Origin of the sequence: Ancylobacter sp. 3268 (assembly GCF_031456575.1) — a bacterium.
Classification (GTDB): domain Bacteria; phylum Pseudomonadota; class Alphaproteobacteria; order Rhizobiales; family Xanthobacteraceae; genus Ancylobacter.
The window spans coordinates 426,220-444,959 of sequence record NZ_JAVDUX010000001.1; the positions used below are offsets into that span (position 1 = coordinate 426,220).

An 18,740-nucleotide genomic window follows, 5' to 3' on the forward strand; every position below is an offset into this window, starting at 1 on the left:
TGCGGCTCGGTACGGCAGTGCGGATATGAAGCAGCGGGCGCCGTCACGCGAACCGGCACCGGCTTCGTGATCCGCAGCCGCTTCGGTCCATGGCGGCCGGCGGCAGGATCAGGGCATCAGTTCCGCCAGAATGGCCCACTGTCCCTGATGCTCGACCAGCGCCTCCCGGGTGCGATTGCGGGTCGCCACCTCTTCGACCAAGGTCGAATAGGCCGTCCTGGCCGCCTCCAGCGAATGCACCCAGATATAGGGAATGGTCCGATCGACCAGGGCTTCGAGCGGGCCGCGCGTATAGTCGCGCTGCATGAAGGCGAGGCTGCACAGGATCAGATGCGTGGTGCCGCCGCGAAGGCCGATGCAACCGGGATCGTCGGTCTCGATCACGGTGAAGCCGAGATCGGTATAGAGCCGCCGGGCAGGGTCGAGGTCACGGGTAATGGTGAGCGGGGTTATGCGGCGGACGGGACCATCGGGCAGCACCAGCGCCGCCTCCGGCAGCGACATGGCGAGGGCGAGCGCCGCGAGCGAAGTCGGCGTCGCCGCCCTGCCGCCCTCCAGTCGCTGCACGGTGCGCACGCTTACCCCACTGACCGCCGCCAACTGATCCTGCGACCAGCCGCGCTTGAGGCGCTCCGATCTCAACCGGCTGCGATTGATGCGATGAGGCATGGCTGGTCTCCGGGAAAGGCCAGCGCACGGTAGCGCCAAGATGGCCGGCCGACCACGACAGCGGCCCGTCACGCTCGGGGCTCGCCGGGGGGCCACGCTCTGCCCGCTCTGCATGCCGGCCAGCGCCACGCAGAGAAGGCCGCCGAGCCCAAAGTAAAAGGCCCGAAGCCTGCTCCGGGCCTTCCATAGAGGTGATCGGTGCGAGCCTCAGGCCCGACCGGGTTCTTGTCGCCTGCCCGCTCCGCTCACTCGGCGGCGCGCTGCACGTCCGGCGCGGTCGCCTCGGCCACAAGGGCCTCGAGAGCCGCCTCGAGGGTCATCGCCGTCTGGTTCGGCGAGCCGAGGCGACGGATGGAGACGGTGCGCTCGGCCGCCTCCTTGCGCCCGACCACGATCAGTGCCGGCACCTTGGCCAGCGAGTGCTCGCGGACCTTGTAGTTGATCTTCTCGTTGCGGGTGTCGAGTTCGACCCGCAGGCCGCGCTTCTTCGCCAGCGCCACGATTTCCTGCGCGTAGTCGTCGCCCTCGGAGGTGATGGTCGCCACCACCGCCTGCACCGGCGCCAGCCAGAGCGGGAAATGCCCGGCGAAATGCTCGATCAGGATGCCGGTGAAGCGCTCCATCGAGCCGCAAATGGCGCGATGGATCATCACCGGCGTCTTCTTGGCGCCATCGGCGTCGACATAGAAAGCACCGAAGCGTTCCGGCAGGTTGAAGTCGACCTGCGTGGTGCCGCACTGCCATTCACGGCCGATGGCGTCGCGCAGCGTGTATTCGAATTTCGGCCCGTAGAAGGCGCCCTCGCCCGGCAGGATGCCGGTCTTGATGCGGTTGCCCGAGCGCGCGGCGATCTGCTCCAGCACGCGGGTCATCACCTCTTCGGCGTGGTCCCACACCGCGTCGGTGCCGACGCGCTTGTCCGGCCGGGTGGAGAGCTTGACCACGATCTCCTCGAAGCCGAAATCGGCATAGGTCGAGAGGATGAGATCGTTGATCTTCAGGCACTCCGCCGCCATCTGCTCCTCGGTGCAGAAGATGTGGGCGTCGTCCTGGGTGAAGCCGCGCACGCGCATCAACCCATGCAGCGCACCCGACGGCTCGTAGCGATGCACGGCGCCGAATTCCGCAAGCCGCATAGGCAGATCGCGGTAACTCTTCAGGCCGTGCTTGAAGATCTGCACATGGCCGGGGCAGTTCATCGGCTTGAGCGCATAGACGCGGTCATTATCCTCGTTGGTGCCGGCGGACTGCACCTTGAACATGTTTTCCTTGTACCAGCCCCAGTGGCCGGAGGTCTCCCACAGGGAGTGGTCGAGCACCTGCGGGGCATTGACCTCGTCATAATCGGCGGCAAGGCGCCGGCGCATATAGGCGACGAGGTTCTGGAACAGGCTCCAGCCCTTGGGGTGCCAGAAGACCACGCCCGGCCCTTCCTCCTGGAAGTGGAACAGGTCCATCTCGCGGCCGAGGCGGCGATGGTCGCGCTTCTCGGCTTCCTCGAGCTGGTGGAGATAGGCGGCCATCTCCTCGTCCGTGCGCCAGGCGGTGGCATAGATGCGGGTAAGCATCGGATTGTTGCTGTCGCCGCGCCAATAGGCGCCGGCCACCTTCATCAGCTTGAAGGAATTGCCGATCTTGCCCACGCTCGGCATGTGCGGTCCGCGGCAGAGGTCGAACCACGCGCCCTGCTTGTAGATCTTGATCTGCTGGTCGGCGGGGATGGCGTCGATCAGCTCAACCTTGAACGCCTCGCCCTTCTCGCCGAACACGCGCTTCGCCTCGTCGCGGTCCCACGCCTCCTTGGTGAAGGGCGCGTCGCGGGCGATGATCTCGCGCATCTTCTTCTCGATGGCCGGGAAGTCCTCCGGCGAGAACGGCTCGTTGCGGAAGAAGTCGTAATAGAAGCCGTTCTCGATCACCGGGCCGATGGTGACCTGCGTGCCGGGCCACAGCGCCTGCACCGCCTCGGCCAGCACATGGGCGGCGTCATGGCGGATCAACTCCAGCGCCTCCGGGCTCTCGCGGGTGACGAGCTCGATCTTCGCGTCGGCGGCAATGGGGTCGGAGAGGTCGGTCAGCACGCCGTCGAGCTTGACCGCCAGCGACTTCTTGGCGAGCGACTTGGCAATGGAGGCCGCAACCTCGGCACCGGTGGTGCCGGGAGCGAACTCGCGGACGGCGCCATCGGGGAAGGTGAGATGGATCATGGTCTTTTCTCCTGCCCACTCCTGCGAACCACGCAGGTAGGCTGTTCTACGTGAGGTAACCGGCGGACCGCCGTCCACTCGCGCGGGCGGGTGCGGGCCTAGTCTTTCGCCCATGCGCCGGGCGCCCGCGCATAGCGCCACGGCATATACCACACCGCTTTCGGCGGCAATTCGGCCGGCACCGCCTCGAAGCCGGAGCCGCCCCAGGGATGGCAGCGGCAGATGCGTCCGGCCGCCATCCAGCCGCCGGCCCAGGCGCCATGGCGAATGATCGCCTGGTCGGCGAATTCCGAGCAGGTCGGCAGATAGCGACATTGCCGCCCCATGAAGGCGGAGAGTGAGTAGCGGTAGACGAGGATCGGTAACCGCAACAGCAGGCGCGGCAGGCGCCGCAGCGTGGCCAGCGCGTCGATGCGGGGCTTCAACGCGCCCTCCCCGCACCCCTAACGGGGAACCGGCGGGCGTGCCGCGCATTATCGCCAGGCCCGATGGGCGTCGAGCTGGGAGCTTGCTTCACGATGACCACTACGCTGCGCCTTCTGTTGCTTGCGGGGACGACGGCCTTCGCTCCCCTCGCGATCCTGCCCGCCACGGCGCAAAGCCCCGCCCCGGCCAGCCCGCCGCCGGTGACAGCCCCACCTGCGATCACGCCACCTGCCAACACCCCGCCGGCCGCGGCCCCCGCGCCGCCGCCTGCCCCAACCGCGCCAGCGGGCCCGGCCGGCGGCACCCAGCCGGCGCCTTCGGCAGCCACCTCGCCGGAAGTGGATCCGGATATGCAGCGCGTCGCCGCCTGCAAGGAGCGGGCGCTGGAGCGGCTGAAGGCGGTCTCGCCTTCCATCGACGACATCTACATGGATGTCGACGGCCTCACCATCGCCACCGCCAACAGCAAGATCGGCGATACGCCGGTGAGCGGGGTCATCATGGGCGAGGCCTATATCCAGCGCGATCGCAAGGACGAACCGAACCGCTTCGTCTGCCTCACCGGGCCGAAGGGCGAGGTGCTGTTCACCTTCTTTACCGTGCGGTGAGCGCCCTATTCGGCCGCCTCGCTCGCCTGCCGCGCTTCGATCTGACCGATGGCATCGACCACGGCGTCGAAGGTCAGCAGGGTCGAGGCATGGCGGGCCTTGTAGTCGCGCACCGGCTCGAGCACGGCGAGTTCGGACCAGCGCCCGCCGGGAGCCGGCCCGTTCTCCTTCAGCATGCGGTGCATCGCCTCGCGGATCGCGCGCAGCTCCTGCGCCGTCGACCCGACCACATGGTCGGCCATGATGGACGAGGAGGCCTGCCCGAGGGCGCAGGCGCGCACCTCATGGGCAAAATCGGTAACGACCCCGTCCTTCATGGCGAGATCGATGGTGACGGTGGAACCGCAAAGTTTGGAATGCGCCGTTGCAGTGGCATCCGGCGCCTCCAGCCGGCCGAGCCGTGGTATATCGGCGGCAAGCTCGAGAATGCGGCGATTGTAGACGTCGTTTATCATGAGAGCGCCCATCCGCCGGGAGCGGCATTGCGTTGAATGGCTGGTTGCGACGCGGTACGTGTCCCTTATATAGGAATGCGGGATCGTGGCGAAAGAAGCCCGGTCCCGTTCGAGCCTCTGCGCGTCAGGCAGAGCGGCCGGGCTTCCGGCTTCTCAGCACCCGCATGGCGACAAAACCGGTGACACCCCGGCGCCCGGTTATCAATGCGCCGTCGAACGGAGTTCGTCATGGATGCCGTGCTGAATGCCTTGATGCGTAGTGCAAAGAACGAAACCGAAAGCCCTGTGGAGGCCGCCCCGACTTTGGCCGCGCAGAAGCCCAGCCGCGAAGAGGCCGAAGCCGCCGTGCGCACGCTCATCGCCTGGGCCGGCGACGACCCGGATCGTGAAGGCCTGATCGACACCCCCAAGCGCGTGGTGCGGGCCTATGAGGAGCTTTACAAGGGCTACGAAAGGCCGCTGGAAAGCGTGCTCGACCGCACCTTCGGCGAGATCGGCAATTTCGACGACATGGTCGTGGTGCGCGACATCGTGTTCTATTCGCACTGCGAGCACCACATGGTGCCGTTCATGGGCAAGGCGCATGTCGCCTATTTTCCGGTGGAGCGTGTGGTCGGCCTGTCGAAGATCGCCCGCGTGGTCGATCTGTATGCCCGCCGCCTGCAGACGCAGGAGCACATGACTTCGCAGATCATCACCGCGCTCGACGAGACGCTGAAGCCGCGCGGGGTTGCCATCCTCATCGAGGCGGAACACATGTGCATGGCGATGCGCGGCATCCAGAAGCCGGGCGCCTCCACCGTCACCATGCAGTTCACCGGCGTGTTCCGCGACGATCCGCAGGAGCAGGTGCGCTTCATGAACCTGATTCGCGGCGCCCGTCCGTGACCGACGCCGCCCGTTGGTTCGCCCCCGCCGGCGACAAGCATGCGGTGGAGGAAGGCGACCGCCTCAGCCCGAAATTCGACGCCGACGGCCTCGTCACCGCCATCGCGGTCGATGCCGGGGACGGGGCGGTGCTGATGCTCGCCCACATGAACGCGCAGGCGCTGGCGCTGACCATCGAGACCGGCCTGGCGCACTATTACAGCCGCTCGCGCCGCAAGCTCTGGAAGAAGGGCGAGGAAAGCGGTCACCTGCAGAAGGTGGTGGAGCTTCGGATCGACTGCGACCAGGACGCGGTGCTGATGCGGGTCGAGATGGCCGGCAGCGGCGCGGCCTGCCATACCGGACACCGCTCGTGCTTCTTCCGCTCGGTGCCGCTCGGCGCACCGCCAAGCCCGGAGCTGAAGCTCGCGGTAAACGATGGTGGCCGGCTGTTCGACCCGCAGCAGGTGTACGGCACGCCGGACCAGACCGACACGCCGCGCTTCTGAGCGGCGCCCAGACCCAATCCCACGCGGCGGTAGCATGTCCAGACCGACCGGAAGGGTTCCGGCTGGGCACCGGACACGACAGGCCACGCCGCAGCACCCGCCGAACCTCCGGGGTGTCCCGGAGGGGCGGGCAGCCGCCGCATGCGCCTTGCGTCGATACGCCTCAGGTCGACAGGATGTATTCCCGCATCGCCGAGCTCTCGCGCTCGAATTCTGCAAGCCGGTGCTTCACCACGTCGCCGATGGAAACGAGGCCGATCAGCTTGCCGCCCTGCACCACCGGCATGTGGCGGAAGCGCCCGGCCGTCATCTGTTCCATCAGCTGCGGCACCGTCTCGTTGGTGTCGCAGGTAACCACCTTGGTGGTCATCACGGTGTCCAGCTCGTCGTCGAGCCGTTCCGGCCCCTCAAGCCCGATCACCCGCACCACGTCGCGCTCCGACAGGATGCCGATGACCCGCCGCTCGCGGTCCGTCACCACCAGGGCGCCGATGCGCTTCTGGGCCATCAACTCGGCCGCCTCGCGCAACGAGGCGCTCGGGCCGATGGTCTCAACGCTGTAACCCTTCTCGTCCAGAATAGACCGCACGGTCATTGGCCTGCCTCCTTCCCGGCGGGCATCATCCGTCGTGGTGATGCCCGGTTTGTCGGGCGGATCGTTTCATCGTCCGCCGGCTCGGAACGCGCCATGCATCAGCACGTTCCGTTGCGACAGATGATCGTTCCGAATGGAGCGGACGGCAATAGGGTTGCTGCAACTCGCCGGAAGCCGCCGGCGCAACGGCCCGCGGGAACGTCGTCTGGTCAGCCGACGTAGCGGCGATCGTCCGGGGCGCGCCGCACCGGATCGAACAGCGGGAAAGCCAGCAGGCCGGCAAGAAAGCCGCCAATATGCGCTTCCCAGGCGACGGTGCCGGAGGCGATGCCGCTGGGCGCGCCGAGGCCGAAGGCGATGTTGATGGCGAACCACACCACCACGAAGCTGATCACCCGCCGGTCGCGCAGGATGCGCGTCAGCGGCTGCGCCGGCACATGCACCGCGTGCCGCGCGGTGTCCGGGCGCCAGGCCGCGTAACCCTCGGTCGCGAACATGAAGCGCAGCGATGCCGCCATGCAGCCCGACACGGCGGCAGAGGCACCGATCATCGGCACCGGCTCGCCGGCATGGGTCAGCAGATGCAGCCCGGCTCCCGCAGCCGCCGTGAACAGGAAGAAGATGACGAAGCGCGCAGTGCCGAAGCGGCGCGCCACCGGCGAACCGAAGGCCAGCAGCCAGAGCGTGTTGATGCCGACATGCATGAAATCGGCGTGCAGGAAGGCATAGGTCACGAAGGTCCAGAGATCCGCCCCGCTGCCGCCGGGCAGGACGCCATCGGCAAAGACGGTGGGATCGAAGCGTGCCGGGATGAAAGCGAACAAGGCAAGGATCTCGACGTCGATCCCCTCCCCCACCAGATTGCGGACGACCTGGATGGCGACGAGCACAGCCGCCAGCACGACGATCACCGCCGGCACGTTGAAGATGGGCTGGTGCCGGGGATCGGCATGTCGGGTCGCGTCTAGCACGCCGATCACATAGGCGCCCTGTCCCGACTCGGCAAGCGCGGACGGAGCGGGCGCGTGCCCGACAGACGTAAATAAAATCCAAGCCGCAATGGTTAACGAGCAATAGAAAACCCGTTAACATTCCATGTCGACAGTCGTTACGAATTCCGCGCTTCGCTTAGACCAAGATCAAAACCTCTCTGCCATGATGTGATCGTGGACAGGGAAATGGAGTTCGCGAAGATGAAGAGCCTCACAGGGGCCTTGGTCGCGGTGGCGATGGCGGTGCTGGCAGTGCCGGCCGGAACGGCGCCGGCTCAGGCCAGCGAAGCGCGCGCGAGCGACGCGGTGGCGATGCTCTCGCCCTTCGCCGCCAATATGGCGGTGAGCGGCTCGACCTCGACCCCGGTCGGCTATGCGCGCTTCTGTGAGGAGATGCCGGCCGAATGCGGCAATGGCAACGGCCGTGCGGGCCGTGTCGTCGTCAACGAGGCGGAATTCCGCCAGCTCCAGAAAGTGAACGACGAGATCAACGCGCGCATCCAGCCGATGACCGACCTCGACCACTATGGCGAAGTCGAGCGCTGGACCTTCGCGGAAGACGGCTATGGCGACTGCGAGGAATATGTGCTGGTGAAGCGTCGTGAGCTGATCCGTCTCGGCTGGCCGCCGGAGACGCTGCTCATCACCGTGGTGCGCGACAAGAAGAATGCCGGCCACGCGGTGCTCACCGTGGTCAGCGACCGCGGCGACCTGGTGCTCGACAACCAGGAATCGCCGATCCTGCTGTGGCACGAGACCGGCTATCGCTTCGTGAAGCGGCAGGCGCAGGGCAACCCGGACCGCTGGGTTTCGCTGGGCGACGTGCTGGCACCGGCGACCGTCGGCCGCGCCAAGTGAGCCGGCGGCGCGGCGCAACCGCCTCCTCTTCTTCCGCTGGTCGGGCCGGGGGAAAACCGTGCGCGGATGGTTGATCGACACTGAAGAGCCGGCGCGGATTTACTCAAAACAAACGCTCCCGCCAGATCGGTGGAAGCGTTTTTGTTTAATCGGCTTTTACGATAACTTGCCTGCGCCGGATGGCAGGCTCAGTCTATGCGCTTCAGACCTTCGGCGAAGCGGCGCCAGTTGCGCACATAATGCGCGGCGGTGCCGTGAATGCGCGCCTGCCATTCCGGTCCCAGCTCGCGGATCGCCTTGGCCGGCGCACCGACGATGAGCGAATTATCCGGGAACTCCTTGCCCTCGGTAACCAGCGCCCCCGCCCCGACGAGGCAGTTGCGGCCGATGCGGGCGCCGTTGAGGATGGTGGCGCCCATGCCGACCAGGCTGTTTTCCCCGATGGTGCAGCCATGCAGCATCGCCTTGTGGCCGATGGTGCAGTCGTCGCCGATGGTCATCGGGAAGCCGGGATCGGTATGCAGGACGCACAGTTCCTGGATGTTCACCCGCGCGCCGAGGGAGATCCGCTCATTGTCGCCGCGGATGACCGAACCGAACCACACGCTCGCCTCGTCGGCGAGCGCCACATGGCCGATGACGGTGGCATCCGGGGCCACCCAGAAGCGCCCGAGGGCGGGAAGCTCCGGCTGGACGCCGTCAAGGGCATAGATCGGCATGGGGCAACCCTCCAGAAGCGATCAATCTTCGAGGTCGGTATCGAGGATCGCCATCTGGAAATTGTAGGACAGGTCGCCGTCTTCCTTGTCCTCGAACATCACGCCGATGAACTCGTCGCCGATATAGACCTCGGCGGAATCCTTCTTCTTCGGGCGTGCCACGACCTTGATCTGCGTGTTGTTGAACAACCGGCGCATATAGGTCTGGACGCGCTCGAGATCCTTCTTTTCCAAAACCGTGCTCCCACGATGGTGTGTCGGGCCGCAGGCTTGCCACGGCACGGCGTGCGGCGCAACAGCGCCGGGGGCTGCTTCCCCCGGTTCAGATCGACTCGCCGAGGAACGGCAGCTCGAAAAGCTGGTCCATGCTGCGGGAAGGGTCGGCGCAGGTGCCGGTCTCGCCGACGATGCGTGCCGGCACGCCGGCCACCGTGGTCTTGGGCGGCACCGGCTTCAGCACCACCGAGCCGGCCGCGATGCGCGCGCAATAGCCGATCTCGATATTGCCGAGCACCTTGGCGCCGGCGCCGATCAGCACGCCGCGGCGGATCTTCGGATGGCGGTCGCCATGCTCCTTGCCGGTGCCGCCGAGGGTGACGTTCTGCAGGATCGAGACGTCGTCCTCGATCACCGCCGTCTCGCCGACCACGATGCCGGTGGCATGATCGAAGAAGATGCCGCGGCCGAACGGCGCCGCCGGATTGATATCGACCTGGTTCACCGCCGAGGAGCGGCTCTGCAGATACAGCGCGAAGTCGCGGCGGCCATTGTGCCACAGCCAATGCGCCAGCCGATGGGTCTCGATGGCGTGGAAGCCCTTGAAATAGAGCAGCGGCTGGATCGCCCGGTCGGTCGCCGGGTCGCGGTCGCACACCGCCATGAGATCGGCGCGGATGGCGATGCCGAGCGACGGGTCGGAGGCAAAGGCGTCGTCATAGGCCTGGCGGATCAGTTCGGCCGGCACGTCGGCATGGTCGAGGCGCTGGGCGATGCGGTGCGCCACCGCCTTTTCCAGCGACTGGTGATGCAGCACCGTCGAATAGACGAGGCTCGCCAGCGCCGGATCGCCGGTTGCGACCTCTTCGGCTTCCTGACGGATGCGCGACCAGACCGGATCGACCTTTTCAATGAGGGAACGCGTCGCGTCTGTGCGCGAATTCAGGGGCTGCACCATTGCCTTGTATCCTGTCGATGGCCCCTCGCGAAGGGCGCGGTCGCCGCCGGACGAGCCGAATTGGCGACGTTCTAGCATAGGTGGGGCGCCGGGCCTATGTGGTCCAGTCCTGTTTGGCGGCGGGCGGCCGATCACCTCCGGGGGATCATCCGCCGGCGATCAGGGGCGGGCGTCGAGGAAGGCCAGCGCCGCCTGCTTGAACACCTTGTCGCCGACCGCCAGCATGTGCTCGCGGTCGGGTATATCCAGCACTTCGGCGCCGGGGATCAGCGCGGCAAGCGGGCGCGCCGCGCCGGAAACCGCGTCGCGGGTGCCGATGGCGATGAGGGTCGGCGCCTGGATCCGGCCTACCTCCTCGCGGGTCAGGGTGCGGCGCGAGCCATAGATGCAGGCGGCGAGGGCCTGCCGGTCGCTCTTGGTCTGTTCGGCGAAGGCGCGGAAGGTGCGCCCCATGGGATCGGTGACATCGTCGAGGCTGGGCGCGAGAAGCGCCTCGGCCACCGTCACCGGCAATCCGGCGCCCTCGACGAGATGAATGCCGATGCCGCCGAGGATGAGCGACCGCACCCGCTCCGGCGCGGTGAGCGCGACGCAGGCGCCGATGCGCCCGCCCATCGAATAGCCCATGACATCGAAGCGCGGCAAGCCGAGATGGCTCATCAGCGCCAGCACGTCGCCGGCCATGATCCACGGGTCGTAGGCGTCCTGCTCATAGAGCTTCACCGAGGCGCCGTGGCCGCGATTGTCCATGGCGATGACGCGACGTCCGGCGCGGGTCAGCGTCGACACCCAGCCGGGGCCTACCCAGTTGATCTCCTTGGTGGAGGCGAAACCGTGGATGAGGACGATCGGCTCGCCCGCGCCTTCACTCGGCCGCTCGTCGAGATAGGCGAAGTCGAGGCCGTCATGGGAGAAGGTGGGCATGTCGGCTATGGCTCCGGCAAAGCAGGGCTGCAATGAGAGCCGGCAAGCTAATGAGAGCGGCGGGGCGTGCCAAGCCGATACTCGGCATGCCGGATATGCATGCGCCGAGGCCGCGGCCCGCGTGGCGCTCAGGCTGGCCGCATCTTCGGTCGACGGCTCTCTCGCCGCCACAGCGGACGCAGCATCGCCACTACGAAACGGTTGAATGCGGCCACGAGACCGAGAAGGTTGAGCATCGCCGCGATTACCCAGAAGGCCAGCTTGGTGGTGAGTTCCCCAAGCACCAGCGCACCGCGGCCGAGCGTCTTCAGCACTGCCAGTGTCTGGCCGCCTTTCGCGTCGGAAAGCCGGCGCAGCCGCGTGACATCGGTCACGTCGTCTGCGTGGCGCAAGCCGGCGAGGGTGGCACGCATCCCCGCCTTCTCGCCGACACGCCCGAGATCGGCGACGACGGCGATCGCACGCGCCTTGCGGCCGGAGCGCAGGAGACCGATGAGCTGGTCGCCGAGCCGCACGCTCAGCGCGCCGACCCTGCGGGCACCCTTGGCGAGGCTGAGGCCGGCACGTAGCGTCAAGGGCGTGCCGAAGGCGGCGTAAGTGGCGGCGGTCGCCGCGACGCCGGCACCAGCGAGGCCGACCATCAGCGGATCCACCGTGTCGCCGCGCAGATAATTGCCGGCCTGACGGCCAAGGTCGCGCACATCGCCCCAGACGGTAAGGTCGCCCGCCGTCGCGCCGGCAAGGCCAGCAAGGTCCTCCGCCTCGCCGGTGACAAATCCCCGGCCGAATGCACCGGCCCCGCGCATGGCGCCGGCGGTGGAGGAAGAGCCGGCCAGCACCCGCGCACGCAGTTCCGGCGGCACCGGAAGGGCGCGGGCATCGGCAAGCTCGATGAAGCTGGCCGCGAGCTCCGCGTCGCCGCCGGCGAGTGCTGCCTCGATCTCGCGCTGCGCCCGCTCGGCGGTGAGCGCCTTGTCGAGGCGCAGGTCGGCGAGCCGCGCGGCGTCGTCCTGCGCCATCAGCAGCGCGAGCGCCTCCCTTCCCACCGGCAGCAGCCAGTGGGCCGAGCCGGCGAGGGCGACCAGAAGCGATGCCGCGGCAAACAACCGGGCGAATGGCAAGCGGCGCATCATTGCGGAACCGGGTGGAGTACGCTGCGTCATGCACGCGCATTGTGGCGAAGCCATGGGATGGACGATCTGACCGCGACGCGGCCTCTTTCGCCGGCCGGCTCCAGCGGCTATCCTGCCGGCCTTCAAAGACCAGCGCGGACAGGGCAGATACATGGCAGGCCACGTCGTTCCACACTTCCACAATTCGGCGGGCGTGCCGGCCATCTCCATCGGCGCGAAGGAATTCATGTGCGTCGGCGCCAAGCCGCCCTACGACCATCCGCATGTCTTCCTCGACATGGGGTCGGACGACGAGATCATCTGCCCCTATTGCTCCACCCTCTTCAAGTTCGACGCCAAGCTGCACGGCGACGAATCGGTGCCGGCTGGCTGTCTCTACGAGGCCGCCGCGGCCTGAGGAGGCTCCTTGTCCCAGCGCGACATCCTCGTCGCCGGTGCCGGTGTCGGGGGGCTGAGCGCGGCGCTTGCCCTGGCACAGGCCGATTACGACGTCACCCTGCTCGAACGCGCGCCGTCGCTTGAAGAAGCCGGTGCCGGCGTGCAGTTGGCCGCCAATGCCACGCGCTGCCTCGCCCGGCTGGGCGTGCTCGACCAGGTGGCGGCGCGGGCGGTGCAGCCGGCCTTCATGCGGGTGATGGATGCCCGGCGCGGCACCGTGCTCGCCGAGGCCCCGATGGGCGAAGCCGCCGAGCGGCGCTTCGGCTCCCCGTTTCTCGTCATCCACCGCGCCGATTTGCAGGCCGCTCTCGCCGAGGCGGTTGCGGCCGAGCCGCGCATCCGGCTGATTCTCCGCTCCACCATCGAAGGGTTTTCCGAGGAGCACGGGCGGGTTCGCGTGGCGACAAGGCGCGGCGAAACGCCGGAGATCTTCGACGGCGCGGCGCTGATCGGGGCCGACGGCATTCGCTCGGCGGTGCGCGGACAGATGTTTCCTCACGCCTTTCCCAGCTTCCGTCACCGCGCCGCCTGGCGGGCGACCGCACCGGTGGCGCGGCTGCCGGCGCGTCTCGCCGATGCGGCGACGCGGCTATGGCTCGGGCCGCGCGCGCATCTCGTCACCTACCCGGTACGCGGCGGCAAGGCGGTGAATCTCGTCGCCATCACGCCCGACGAGCGCACCGCGCATGGCTGGAGCCATGAGGGCGAGGAAGGCGAGCTGGCCGGGCATTTCCGGGGCTGGTGCGCCGATGTGCAGGAGTTGCTGGCGGCGCCGGGCGCCTGGCTGCGCTGGGCGCTGTTCGATCTCGATCCGCTGCATGCCTGGGGCACCGGGCGGGTGACGCTGCTCGGCGATGCCGCCCATGCCATGGTGCCGTTCCTCGCCCAGGGGGCGGCGCAGGCGATCGAGGATGCGATGGTGCTGGCCGATTGCCTGCGAGAGAGCGACGACATGGCCGCCGCGCTGCGCCGCTACGAGACGCTGCGCCGGCCCCGTACCACGCAGATACAGACGGCGGCGCGGGGCATGGACCGCGTGTACCATCTCTCCGGCCCGTCGGCCTTCGCGCGCAACCTGGTCATCCGGGCCAAGGGCGGCGCCGGCGTGCTGGAGCGCTATCGCTGGATCTATGAGTGGCGGGGATGAGCGACGGCCATCGGCAGCGCCTGGACCGGATCGCCGCCGCCACCCGGCAGTTCCTGGAGACGGTCTGGCCGGAATGGCATGCGGCGTGGGGCGAGCCCCCTCCGGTGATGTAGCGCCGAACCTGCGGGCGCTCCAGCCTGTTTCTGGTTCATGTGCTGCAAGAACAGGGCCTGCGCGTCCGCTGGACCAGCGGCACGCCGCGACTGGAGGAGCAGGCGCCGGAGATCGGACCATACGGTTTCTTCGACGGCCGGCAATGGCAGGCGCATGCCTGGTGCGGCAGGGCGATCTGATCATCGACGTCACCGCCGACAAGTTCGGCGCGGCGCCGGTGCTGGTGGTCGCGGCCGGCGATCCCCGCTACGGCGAGGGGCTCGGCGATACCGCCCTGCCGGCCCTCGCCGCCGCGCGCGAGCGGACGGTGGCCGCCCTGCTGCCGCGCTGGCAATGCTCGCCGCAGCGGGCACGGCCCGCGGCCTGCCTCAACTGCTGACCTGGAGGCCGGCGACGCCGCCGACCAGCGCGGCGGTGGCGAGAATCTTGCCGAGGCCGAGCGGCTCGCCGAATAGGGCGGCGCCGAGGATGACGGCGCCGAGCGTGCCCATCGCCGTCCAGGCCGGATAGGCGAGGCTGACCGGCATCGACTTCATCGCCATGGTGAGGAAGACGACGCTGATGCCGCCGGCGACCAGCGTGAGGACGCTCGGCATCAGCCGGCTGAAGCCCTCGGACGCCTTCATCGCCAGGGCGAAGACGATTTCAAATCCTGCCGCCAGCACGAGAAACAGCCATGCGGTCATGGATCACTCCTGTCATAAAGATGAGACGCGTTCAGGCGTCCCTTGCGTGGCATGGAGATAAGCTCCCAAAATCTGATCGACAAACGCGAAGTTCTCAGCTTATGACTGAATTAGATTCATCCATGAGGATGCCATGCGCCGTCTGCCCTCGCTGGGATCGCTTCGTGCCTTCGAGGCCGCCGCCCGGCTGGAAAGCTTCAAGGACGCGGCGGCCGAGCTCGGGGTGACGCCCACCGCCATCAGCCATCAGGTACGGTTGCTCGAAGAGGATCTCGGCACGCCGCTGTTCATCCGTCGCACGCGCAAGGTGGTGCCGACCGGCAGCGGGCGGGCGCTGGCGATGCGGCTGGGGGGCGCCTTCGATGCGATGGCGGACGCGGTGGCGCAGGCGCGTCCGCGCCCGGGACGGCGACTGGCGACGCTGTCGGCCACCCTCGCCTTCTCCGCCCGGCTGCTGGTGCCCCGCGCCGGGCGTTTCCGCACTCTCTATCCGGGCTGGGATCTACGGCTGCATGCCTCGGACGACTCGGTGGATCTGGTGGCCGGCGAGGCGGATGCCGCTATCCGCTATGGGCGTGGCAGCTATCCCGGCCTGGTCTCGGTGCGGCTGATGACCGAGTGCTTCGCCCCGGTGTGCAGCCCGCGCATCACGCCCGCCCGGCCGGAAGACCTCAAACAGGCGACGCTGATCCATTTCGACTGGCTGCTCGCCAAGGTGCACAATAAGACGCCCAGCTGGGGGGACTGGGCGGAAGCCGCCGGTCTCGCCGGTCTCGACACCACGGCGGGGCTGACCTTCACCGATGAGAACAGCGCCATCGAGGCGGCGGTGGCGGGACAGGGCGTGGCACTGCTCAGCCTGCCGCTGCTGGGATCGGAACTGCGATCCGGCGTGCTGGTGCAGCCCTTCGGCCCGGTGATCGAGGGGCTGGGCTTCGACTTCGTCTTTCCCGAGGGCGCCGACGCCCGGCCGGAGGTGGCGACGCTGCGCGACTGGGTGCTGGGGGAACTCGGCCCGGCCGCCGGCTTGACGGCCGCCTCGTCAGCTGGCGAGGCGTGACGCCGGTGGCCTGCCGCCGACCAGCAGCAGATCGCTTTCGTCCTTCAGGCTCACGCCGGTCAGGCGGCGGGCGAGCGCTTCCTTCAGCAACCAGGAGAGCTTGAAGGCGGCATGGTCGTGGGAGAGCCCCTCCCCGCGCACATTGGAGATGCAGTTGCGTTCGGCATCCGAGCGGCCGATCTTCGGCGCGAAAGTGAGATAGAGCCCGAGGCTGTCCGGCGAGGACAGGCCCGGCCGCTCGCCGATCAGCACCACCACCGCCTTGGCGGCGAGGATCGCGCCGACCTCGTCGCCCAGAGCGACCCGGGCCTGCGAGGCGATGGCGACCGGACCGGTGTTCCAGCCTTCCTCCGCCAGGCGTGGCTTGAGGGCGGCGAGAAACGGCGCCGCCTGGGCGTGGATGGCGGTCGACGACAAGCCATCGGCCACCACCAACGCGACGTCCGGCGCGCTGCCGGCATAAGGCGCAAGGGCGGCGCGGCCCTCCTCCGACAATTTGCGACCGAGATCGGGGCGGCGGAGATAGGCCTCGCGCGAGCGGGCGGCGGAGGCAACGTGCACGGTCTCGAAGCCGAGAGCGCCGATGGCGGCGGCGGTCGCCTCCGCCTCGAAGGCGGTATGGACGGCATCGCGCGCCTGCGCATGGGCAAGGGCGAAGCGCAGCACCTCGCGGGTGGGCAGGCCGGTGCCGGAGCGGCCGAGCGCGATGCGCGCCGGAGTGGCGCGGGCGAGCTTGGCCCAGGCATCCTCGATGACAAAGGCGTTGGCCGGCCGGGAATCGTCGTTCATGTCCCTGCCCTCCTCACGCCGCGAGGCCAGGAGCGTAGGCGAGCAGCGGGTTGGTGCCGCCCGGCGGATTCAGCCGCCCGTCCGGGCCGGTAATGCCCATGGAGTTCAGCCAGGCCTCGAATTCCGGCGCCCGCTTCAGGCCGAGCACGTCGCGCAGATAGAGCTGGTCGTGGAACGAGGTCGACTGGTAGTTCAGCATCACGTCGTCCGAGCCGGGAATGCCCATGATGTAGGTGACGCCCGCCGCGCCGAGCAGCGTCATCAGCGTGTCCATGTCGTCCTGGTCGGCCTCGGCATGGTTGGTGTAGCAGACGTCGCAGCCGAGCGGCACGCCCATCAGCTTGCCGCAGAAATGATCCTCCAGCCCGGCGCGGATGATCTGCTTGCCGTCATAGAGATATTCCGGGCCGATGAAGCCGACCACGGTATTGACCAGCAGCGGCTTGAACGGCCGGCACACCGCATAGGCGCGCGCTTCCAGCGTCTGCTGGTCGACGCCGTGATGGGCATTGGCGGAGAGCGCCGAACCCTGCCCGGTCTCGAAATACATCACATTGTCGCCGAGCGTGCCGCGCTTCAGCGACAGCGCCGCCTCACGCCCTTCCTTCAAGGTGGCGAGGTCGATGCCGAAGGAGGCATTGGCGGCCTGCGTGCCCGCCACCGACTGGAACACCAGGTCGACCGGCACGCCGCGATTGATCACCTCGGTGGAGGTCGTCACATGGGTCAGCACGCAGGCCTGGGTGGGAATATCGAAGCGGGCGATGATGTCGTCGGTCAGCTTCAGCAGTTCGCTCAGCACCGGCAGGCTGTCCGAGGCCGGGTTGATGCCGATCACCGCGTCGCCGCAGCCATAGAGCAGGCCGTCGAGTATGGAGGCGGTAATGCCGGCGGGATCGTCGGTGGGGTGGTTGGGCTGCAGTCGCACCGCCATGGTGCCGGGCAGGCCGATGGTGTTGCGGAACCTCGTCACCACCCGGCATTTCTTGGCCACTGCGATGAGGTCCTGGTTGCGCATCAGCTTCGAAACCGCCGCCGCCATTTCCGGGGTGATCGCCGGGGCGAGCGCCGCGAGCATCTGGGGAGAGGCGGCGTCGGACAGCAGGAAATCGCGGAAATCGCCGACCGTCAGATGTGCGATCGGCCGGAAGCCGGCGGCGTCATGGCTGTCGATGATGAGGCGGGTGACCTCGTCGTCCTCGTACGGTACCAGCGCCTCGGTGAGAAAAGTCGCCAGCGGCACCTCGGCGAGGCACATGCGGGCCGCGACGTTCTCCTCCGCCGAAGTCGCCGCGATGCCGGCCAACATGTCGCCGGAACGGAGCGGCGTCGCCTTGGCCATCAGCTCCCTGAGATCGGCGAAGACATAAGCGCGCGGCCCGATGAGGTGACGATACGGCATGGCTTCTCCTCGACCAGCGACCGATGCCCAATCCGGCGCCATGGCGCAAAAACATACTCCGCGAAGATGGGCAACGGAAGTCGCCGCCGGCAACAAGCTGTGTCGCCCCCGGCTCTGGACGGCAGGCGGCACGGGGGCTAGGACGGCGCACAAAATACCAGATCGAACGGCGAGGAATCGATGGCGACCTTCATCCTCATTCACGGCGCCTGGCACTGGGGCGGTTGCTTCGTGCAGGTGGCGAACCGGCTGGCGGCCATGGGCCACGCGGTGATCACCCCCGACATGGCCGGCCACGGCTTCGACCCGACGCCGATCGCCCATATTCCCGACCTGCCGACCTATGCCGCCAGCGCCCGCGCGGCGCTGGAAGAGATCGAGGGCAAGGCAATCATCGTCGGTCACAGCGTCGGCGGCGCGACGGCGAGCTGGCTGGGCGAACTGATGCCCGAGCGCGTGCAGGCGCTGGTCTATCTCAGCGGCTTCATGGCGCCGAACGGCAGGAGCGCCCGCGACTTCGTGATGACGCCGACCCACCTCAAGCATCCCGCCATTCTCGAGACCCAGGGCATGCTGCGGGTGAACCGCGAGGGGCTGGGGCTCGACTTCTCGAAGCGCCACCTGATCATTCGCTCGCTCTATTCCGATTGCACGCCCCACCAGATCGAAGTGGCGTTGCCCAATCTCATCCCGGTCACACCGCATGTGCCCTTCGCGGCGGTTTCGACCATCACGCCGGGCCGTTACGGCCAGCTGGAACGGCACTATATCGAGTGCCTGCAGGACCAGGCCCTGCCCCTGCCGGTTCAGCGCGAGATGCAGGCGGCAGTGCCGGGTGCCACGGTGCATTCGCTCGATGCCGGCCACTCCCCCTTCTTCAGCCGGCCCGACGAGGTGGCGGATATACTCGACGCGCTCGCGTGAGGCGCGCGACTTTCCCTCTCGCCAATTGGGAGAGGGAAAGAGCA

23 protein-coding genes are annotated in these 18,740 nt (G+C 68.0%); 9 read left to right on the forward strand and 14 right to left on the reverse strand.

From position 1 onward, the window contains the following. Positions 1 to 108 precede the first annotated feature (108 nt). The 3 genes from J2X65_RS02005 to yidD all read right to left on the reverse strand — a co-directional run bounded on the left by J2X65_RS02005 (position 109) and on the right by yidD (position 3,301). On the reverse strand, positions 109 to 669 hold the full coding sequence (locus J2X65_RS02005) for a helix-turn-helix domain-containing protein (RefSeq protein WP_310197237.1): 561 nt from the start codon (positions 667 to 669) through the stop codon (positions 109 to 111). A 245-nt stretch (positions 670 to 914) separates the two neighbouring features. Continuing rightward, on the reverse strand, positions 915 to 2,876 hold the full coding sequence (thrS, locus tag J2X65_RS02010) for a threonine--tRNA ligase (protein WP_310197240.1): 1,962 nt from the start codon (positions 2,874 to 2,876) through the stop codon (positions 915 to 917). A 98-nt stretch (positions 2,877 to 2,974) separates the two neighbouring features. After that, a complete protein-coding gene (gene yidD / locus J2X65_RS02015) occupies positions 2,975 to 3,301 on the reverse strand; it encodes a membrane protein insertion efficiency factor YidD (protein WP_404977642.1) in 327 nt (108 codons plus the stop codon). A gap of 351 nt (positions 3,302 to 3,652) precedes the next feature. Between yidD and J2X65_RS02020 the strand changes: the two genes are divergently transcribed. Then, on the forward strand, positions 3,653 to 3,910 hold the full coding sequence (locus tag J2X65_RS02020) for a hypothetical protein (protein ID WP_310197243.1): 258 nt from the start codon (positions 3,653 to 3,655) through the stop codon (positions 3,908 to 3,910). 5 nt (positions 3,911 to 3,915) lie between these two features. Here J2X65_RS02020 and J2X65_RS02025 read toward each other — a convergent pair whose 3' ends face one another. Beyond that, entirely contained in the window at positions 3,916 to 4,365 is a 450-nt protein-coding gene (locus J2X65_RS02025) for an iron-sulfur cluster assembly scaffold protein (protein ID WP_310197246.1), read from the reverse strand. Between the two features lie 228 nt (positions 4,366 to 4,593). Here J2X65_RS02025 and folE point away from each other — a divergent pair, with 228 nt between their 5' ends. After that, entirely contained in the window at positions 4,594 to 5,253 is a 660-nt protein-coding gene (gene folE / locus J2X65_RS02030) for a GTP cyclohydrolase I FolE (RefSeq protein ID WP_310197249.1), read from the forward strand. Further along, complete coding sequence (gene hisI / locus J2X65_RS02035) at positions 5,250 to 5,741, forward strand: phosphoribosyl-AMP cyclohydrolase (protein ID WP_310197252.1); 492 nt, start codon at positions 5,250 to 5,252, stop codon at positions 5,739 to 5,741. Before folE ends, hisI begins: the two co-directional genes overlap by 4 nt. Before the next feature lie 163 nt (positions 5,742 to 5,904). Here the strand turns inward: hisI and J2X65_RS02040 are convergent, their stop codons facing one another. Continuing rightward, positions 5,905 to 6,336, reverse strand: a complete 432-nt coding sequence (locus J2X65_RS02040; protein WP_213360941.1) for a CBS domain-containing protein — start codon at positions 6,334 to 6,336, stop codon at positions 5,905 to 5,907. Between the two features lie 209 nt (positions 6,337 to 6,545). Further along, positions 6,546 to 7,307, reverse strand: coding sequence for a rhomboid family intramembrane serine protease (locus tag J2X65_RS02045; RefSeq protein WP_310197258.1), 762 nt, complete (start codon positions 7,305 to 7,307; stop codon positions 6,546 to 6,548). A 222-nt stretch (positions 7,308 to 7,529) separates the two neighbouring features. Here J2X65_RS02045 and J2X65_RS02050 point away from each other — a divergent pair, with 222 nt between their 5' ends. After that, positions 7,530 to 8,186, forward strand: a complete 657-nt coding sequence (locus tag J2X65_RS02050) for a transglutaminase-like cysteine peptidase (RefSeq protein ID WP_310197261.1) — start codon at positions 7,530 to 7,532, stop codon at positions 8,184 to 8,186. A gap of 188 nt (positions 8,187 to 8,374) precedes the next feature. Here J2X65_RS02050 and J2X65_RS02055 read toward each other — a convergent pair whose 3' ends face one another. From J2X65_RS02055 to J2X65_RS02075, 5 genes are all read right to left on the reverse strand, one after another. Continuing rightward, positions 8,375 to 8,905, reverse strand: coding sequence for a gamma carbonic anhydrase family protein (locus J2X65_RS02055; RefSeq protein WP_310197264.1), 531 nt, complete (start codon positions 8,903 to 8,905; stop codon positions 8,375 to 8,377). 21 nt (positions 8,906 to 8,926) lie between these two features. Next, on the reverse strand, positions 8,927 to 9,139 hold the full coding sequence (locus J2X65_RS02060; RefSeq protein ID WP_213351414.1) for a DUF3126 family protein: 213 nt from the start codon (positions 9,137 to 9,139) through the stop codon (positions 8,927 to 8,929). A gap of 88 nt (positions 9,140 to 9,227) precedes the next feature. Further along, positions 9,228 to 10,079, reverse strand: a complete 852-nt coding sequence (gene cysE / locus J2X65_RS02065; protein WP_310197268.1) for a serine O-acetyltransferase — start codon at positions 10,077 to 10,079, stop codon at positions 9,228 to 9,230. A gap of 159 nt (positions 10,080 to 10,238) precedes the next feature. Next, positions 10,239 to 11,003 (reverse strand): alpha/beta hydrolase, encoded by a 765-nt coding sequence (locus J2X65_RS02070; protein ID WP_310197270.1) that lies wholly within the window; start codon positions 11,001 to 11,003, stop codon positions 10,239 to 10,241. A 128-nt stretch (positions 11,004 to 11,131) separates the two neighbouring features. Further along, complete coding sequence (locus J2X65_RS02075) at positions 11,132 to 12,133, reverse strand: hypothetical protein (protein ID WP_310197273.1); 1,002 nt, start codon at positions 12,131 to 12,133, stop codon at positions 11,132 to 11,134. A gap of 154 nt (positions 12,134 to 12,287) precedes the next feature. Here J2X65_RS02075 and J2X65_RS02080 point away from each other — a divergent pair, with 154 nt between their 5' ends. The 3 genes from J2X65_RS02080 (at position 12,288) to J2X65_RS02090 (ending at position 14,214) form a co-directional block, all read left to right on the forward strand. Further along, positions 12,288 to 12,533: a zinc-finger domain-containing protein gene (locus J2X65_RS02080; RefSeq protein WP_310197276.1), complete on the forward strand. Its 246-nt coding sequence runs from the start codon at positions 12,288 to 12,290 to the stop codon at positions 12,531 to 12,533. 9 nt (positions 12,534 to 12,542) lie between these two features. Then, entirely contained in the window at positions 12,543 to 13,721 is a 1,179-nt protein-coding gene (locus J2X65_RS02085; protein ID WP_310197279.1) for an FAD-dependent monooxygenase, read from the forward strand. Between the two features lie 256 nt (positions 13,722 to 13,977). Then, positions 13,978 to 14,214 (forward strand): hypothetical protein, encoded by a 237-nt coding sequence (locus J2X65_RS02090; protein WP_310197283.1) that lies wholly within the window; start codon positions 13,978 to 13,980, stop codon positions 14,212 to 14,214. Here J2X65_RS02090 and J2X65_RS02095 read toward each other — a convergent pair. Beyond that, complete coding sequence (locus J2X65_RS02095; RefSeq protein ID WP_310197285.1) at positions 14,204 to 14,521, reverse strand: multidrug efflux SMR transporter; 318 nt, start codon at positions 14,519 to 14,521, stop codon at positions 14,204 to 14,206. The genes J2X65_RS02090 and J2X65_RS02095 overlap by 11 nt on opposite strands. A gap of 133 nt (positions 14,522 to 14,654) precedes the next feature. On the opposite strand from J2X65_RS02095, the gene J2X65_RS02100 reads away from it, so the two are divergent. Further along, positions 14,655 to 15,581 carry a LysR substrate-binding domain-containing protein gene (locus J2X65_RS02100; protein WP_310197287.1) on the forward strand — a complete coding sequence of 309 codons (927 nt, stop codon included), beginning with the start codon at positions 14,655 to 14,657 and terminating at the stop codon, positions 15,579 to 15,581. Here the strand turns inward: J2X65_RS02100 and eutC are convergent. Together eutC and J2X65_RS02110 are read right to left on the reverse strand one after the other, a co-directional pair. Continuing rightward, positions 15,564 to 16,370 (reverse strand): ethanolamine ammonia-lyase subunit EutC, encoded by an 807-nt coding sequence (eutC, locus tag J2X65_RS02105; RefSeq protein ID WP_310197290.1) that lies wholly within the window; start codon positions 16,368 to 16,370, stop codon positions 15,564 to 15,566. The two genes, J2X65_RS02100 and eutC, sit on opposite strands and share 18 nt — an antisense overlap. Before the next feature lie 13 nt (positions 16,371 to 16,383). After that, entirely contained in the window at positions 16,384 to 17,772 is a 1,389-nt protein-coding gene (locus J2X65_RS02110) for an ethanolamine ammonia-lyase subunit EutB (protein ID WP_310197292.1), read from the reverse strand. 180 nt (positions 17,773 to 17,952) lie between these two features. Between J2X65_RS02110 and J2X65_RS02115 the strand changes: the two genes are divergently transcribed. Then, positions 17,953 to 18,696, forward strand: a complete 744-nt coding sequence (locus tag J2X65_RS02115; RefSeq protein ID WP_310197294.1) for an alpha/beta hydrolase — start codon at positions 17,953 to 17,955, stop codon at positions 18,694 to 18,696. Positions 18,697 to 18,740 lie beyond the last annotated feature (44 nt).

Excerpts from the sequence above, each read along its gene's own strand:
- J2X65_RS02025 (WP_310197246.1), bottom strand. The coding sequence starts at position 4,365 with ATGATAAACGACGTCTACAATCGCCGCATTCTCGAGCTTGCCGCCGAT.
- J2X65_RS02055 (WP_310197264.1), bottom strand. The coding sequence starts at position 8,905 with ATGCCGATCTATGCCCTTGACGGCGTCCAGCCGGAGCTTCCCGCCCTC.
- J2X65_RS02020 (WP_310197243.1), top strand. The coding sequence starts at position 3,653 with ATGCAGCGCGTCGCCGCCTGCAAGGAGCGGGCGCTGGAGCGGCTGAAG.
- thrS (WP_310197240.1), bottom strand. The coding sequence starts at position 2,876 with ATGATCCATCTCACCTTCCCCGATGGCGCCGTCCGCGAGTTCGCTCCC.
- J2X65_RS02005 (WP_310197237.1), bottom strand. The coding sequence starts at position 669 with ATGCCTCATCGCATCAATCGCAGCCGGTTGAGATCGGAGCGCCTCAAG.
- J2X65_RS02040 (WP_213360941.1), bottom strand. The coding sequence starts at position 6,336 with ATGACCGTGCGGTCTATTCTGGACGAGAAGGGTTACAGCGTTGAGACC.
- J2X65_RS02115 (WP_310197294.1), top strand. The coding sequence starts at position 17,953 with ATGGCGACCTTCATCCTCATTCACGGCGCCTGGCACTGGGGCGGTTGC.
- J2X65_RS02075 (WP_310197273.1), bottom strand. The coding sequence starts at position 12,133 with ATGCGCCGCTTGCCATTCGCCCGGTTGTTTGCCGCGGCATCGCTTCTG.
- J2X65_RS02095 (WP_310197285.1), bottom strand. The coding sequence starts at position 14,521 with ATGACCGCATGGCTGTTTCTCGTGCTGGCGGCAGGATTTGAAATCGTC.
- cysE (WP_310197268.1), bottom strand. The coding sequence starts at position 10,079 with ATGGTGCAGCCCCTGAATTCGCGCACAGACGCGACGCGTTCCCTCATT.
- folE (WP_310197249.1), top strand. The coding sequence starts at position 4,594 with ATGGATGCCGTGCTGAATGCCTTGATGCGTAGTGCAAAGAACGAAACC.
- J2X65_RS02080 (WP_310197276.1), top strand. The coding sequence starts at position 12,288 with ATGGCAGGCCACGTCGTTCCACACTTCCACAATTCGGCGGGCGTGCCG.
- J2X65_RS02050 (WP_310197261.1), top strand. The coding sequence starts at position 7,530 with ATGAAGAGCCTCACAGGGGCCTTGGTCGCGGTGGCGATGGCGGTGCTG.
- J2X65_RS02070 (WP_310197270.1), bottom strand. The coding sequence starts at position 11,003 with ATGCCCACCTTCTCCCATGACGGCCTCGACTTCGCCTATCTCGACGAG.
- J2X65_RS02090 (WP_310197283.1), top strand. The coding sequence starts at position 13,978 with ATGGCAGGCGCATGCCTGGTGCGGCAGGGCGATCTGATCATCGACGTC.
- eutC (WP_310197290.1), bottom strand. The coding sequence starts at position 16,370 with ATGAACGACGATTCCCGGCCGGCCAACGCCTTTGTCATCGAGGATGCC.
- J2X65_RS02110 (WP_310197292.1), bottom strand. The coding sequence starts at position 17,772 with ATGCCGTATCGTCACCTCATCGGGCCGCGCGCTTATGTCTTCGCCGAT.
- J2X65_RS02100 (WP_310197287.1), top strand. The coding sequence starts at position 14,655 with ATGCGCCGTCTGCCCTCGCTGGGATCGCTTCGTGCCTTCGAGGCCGCC.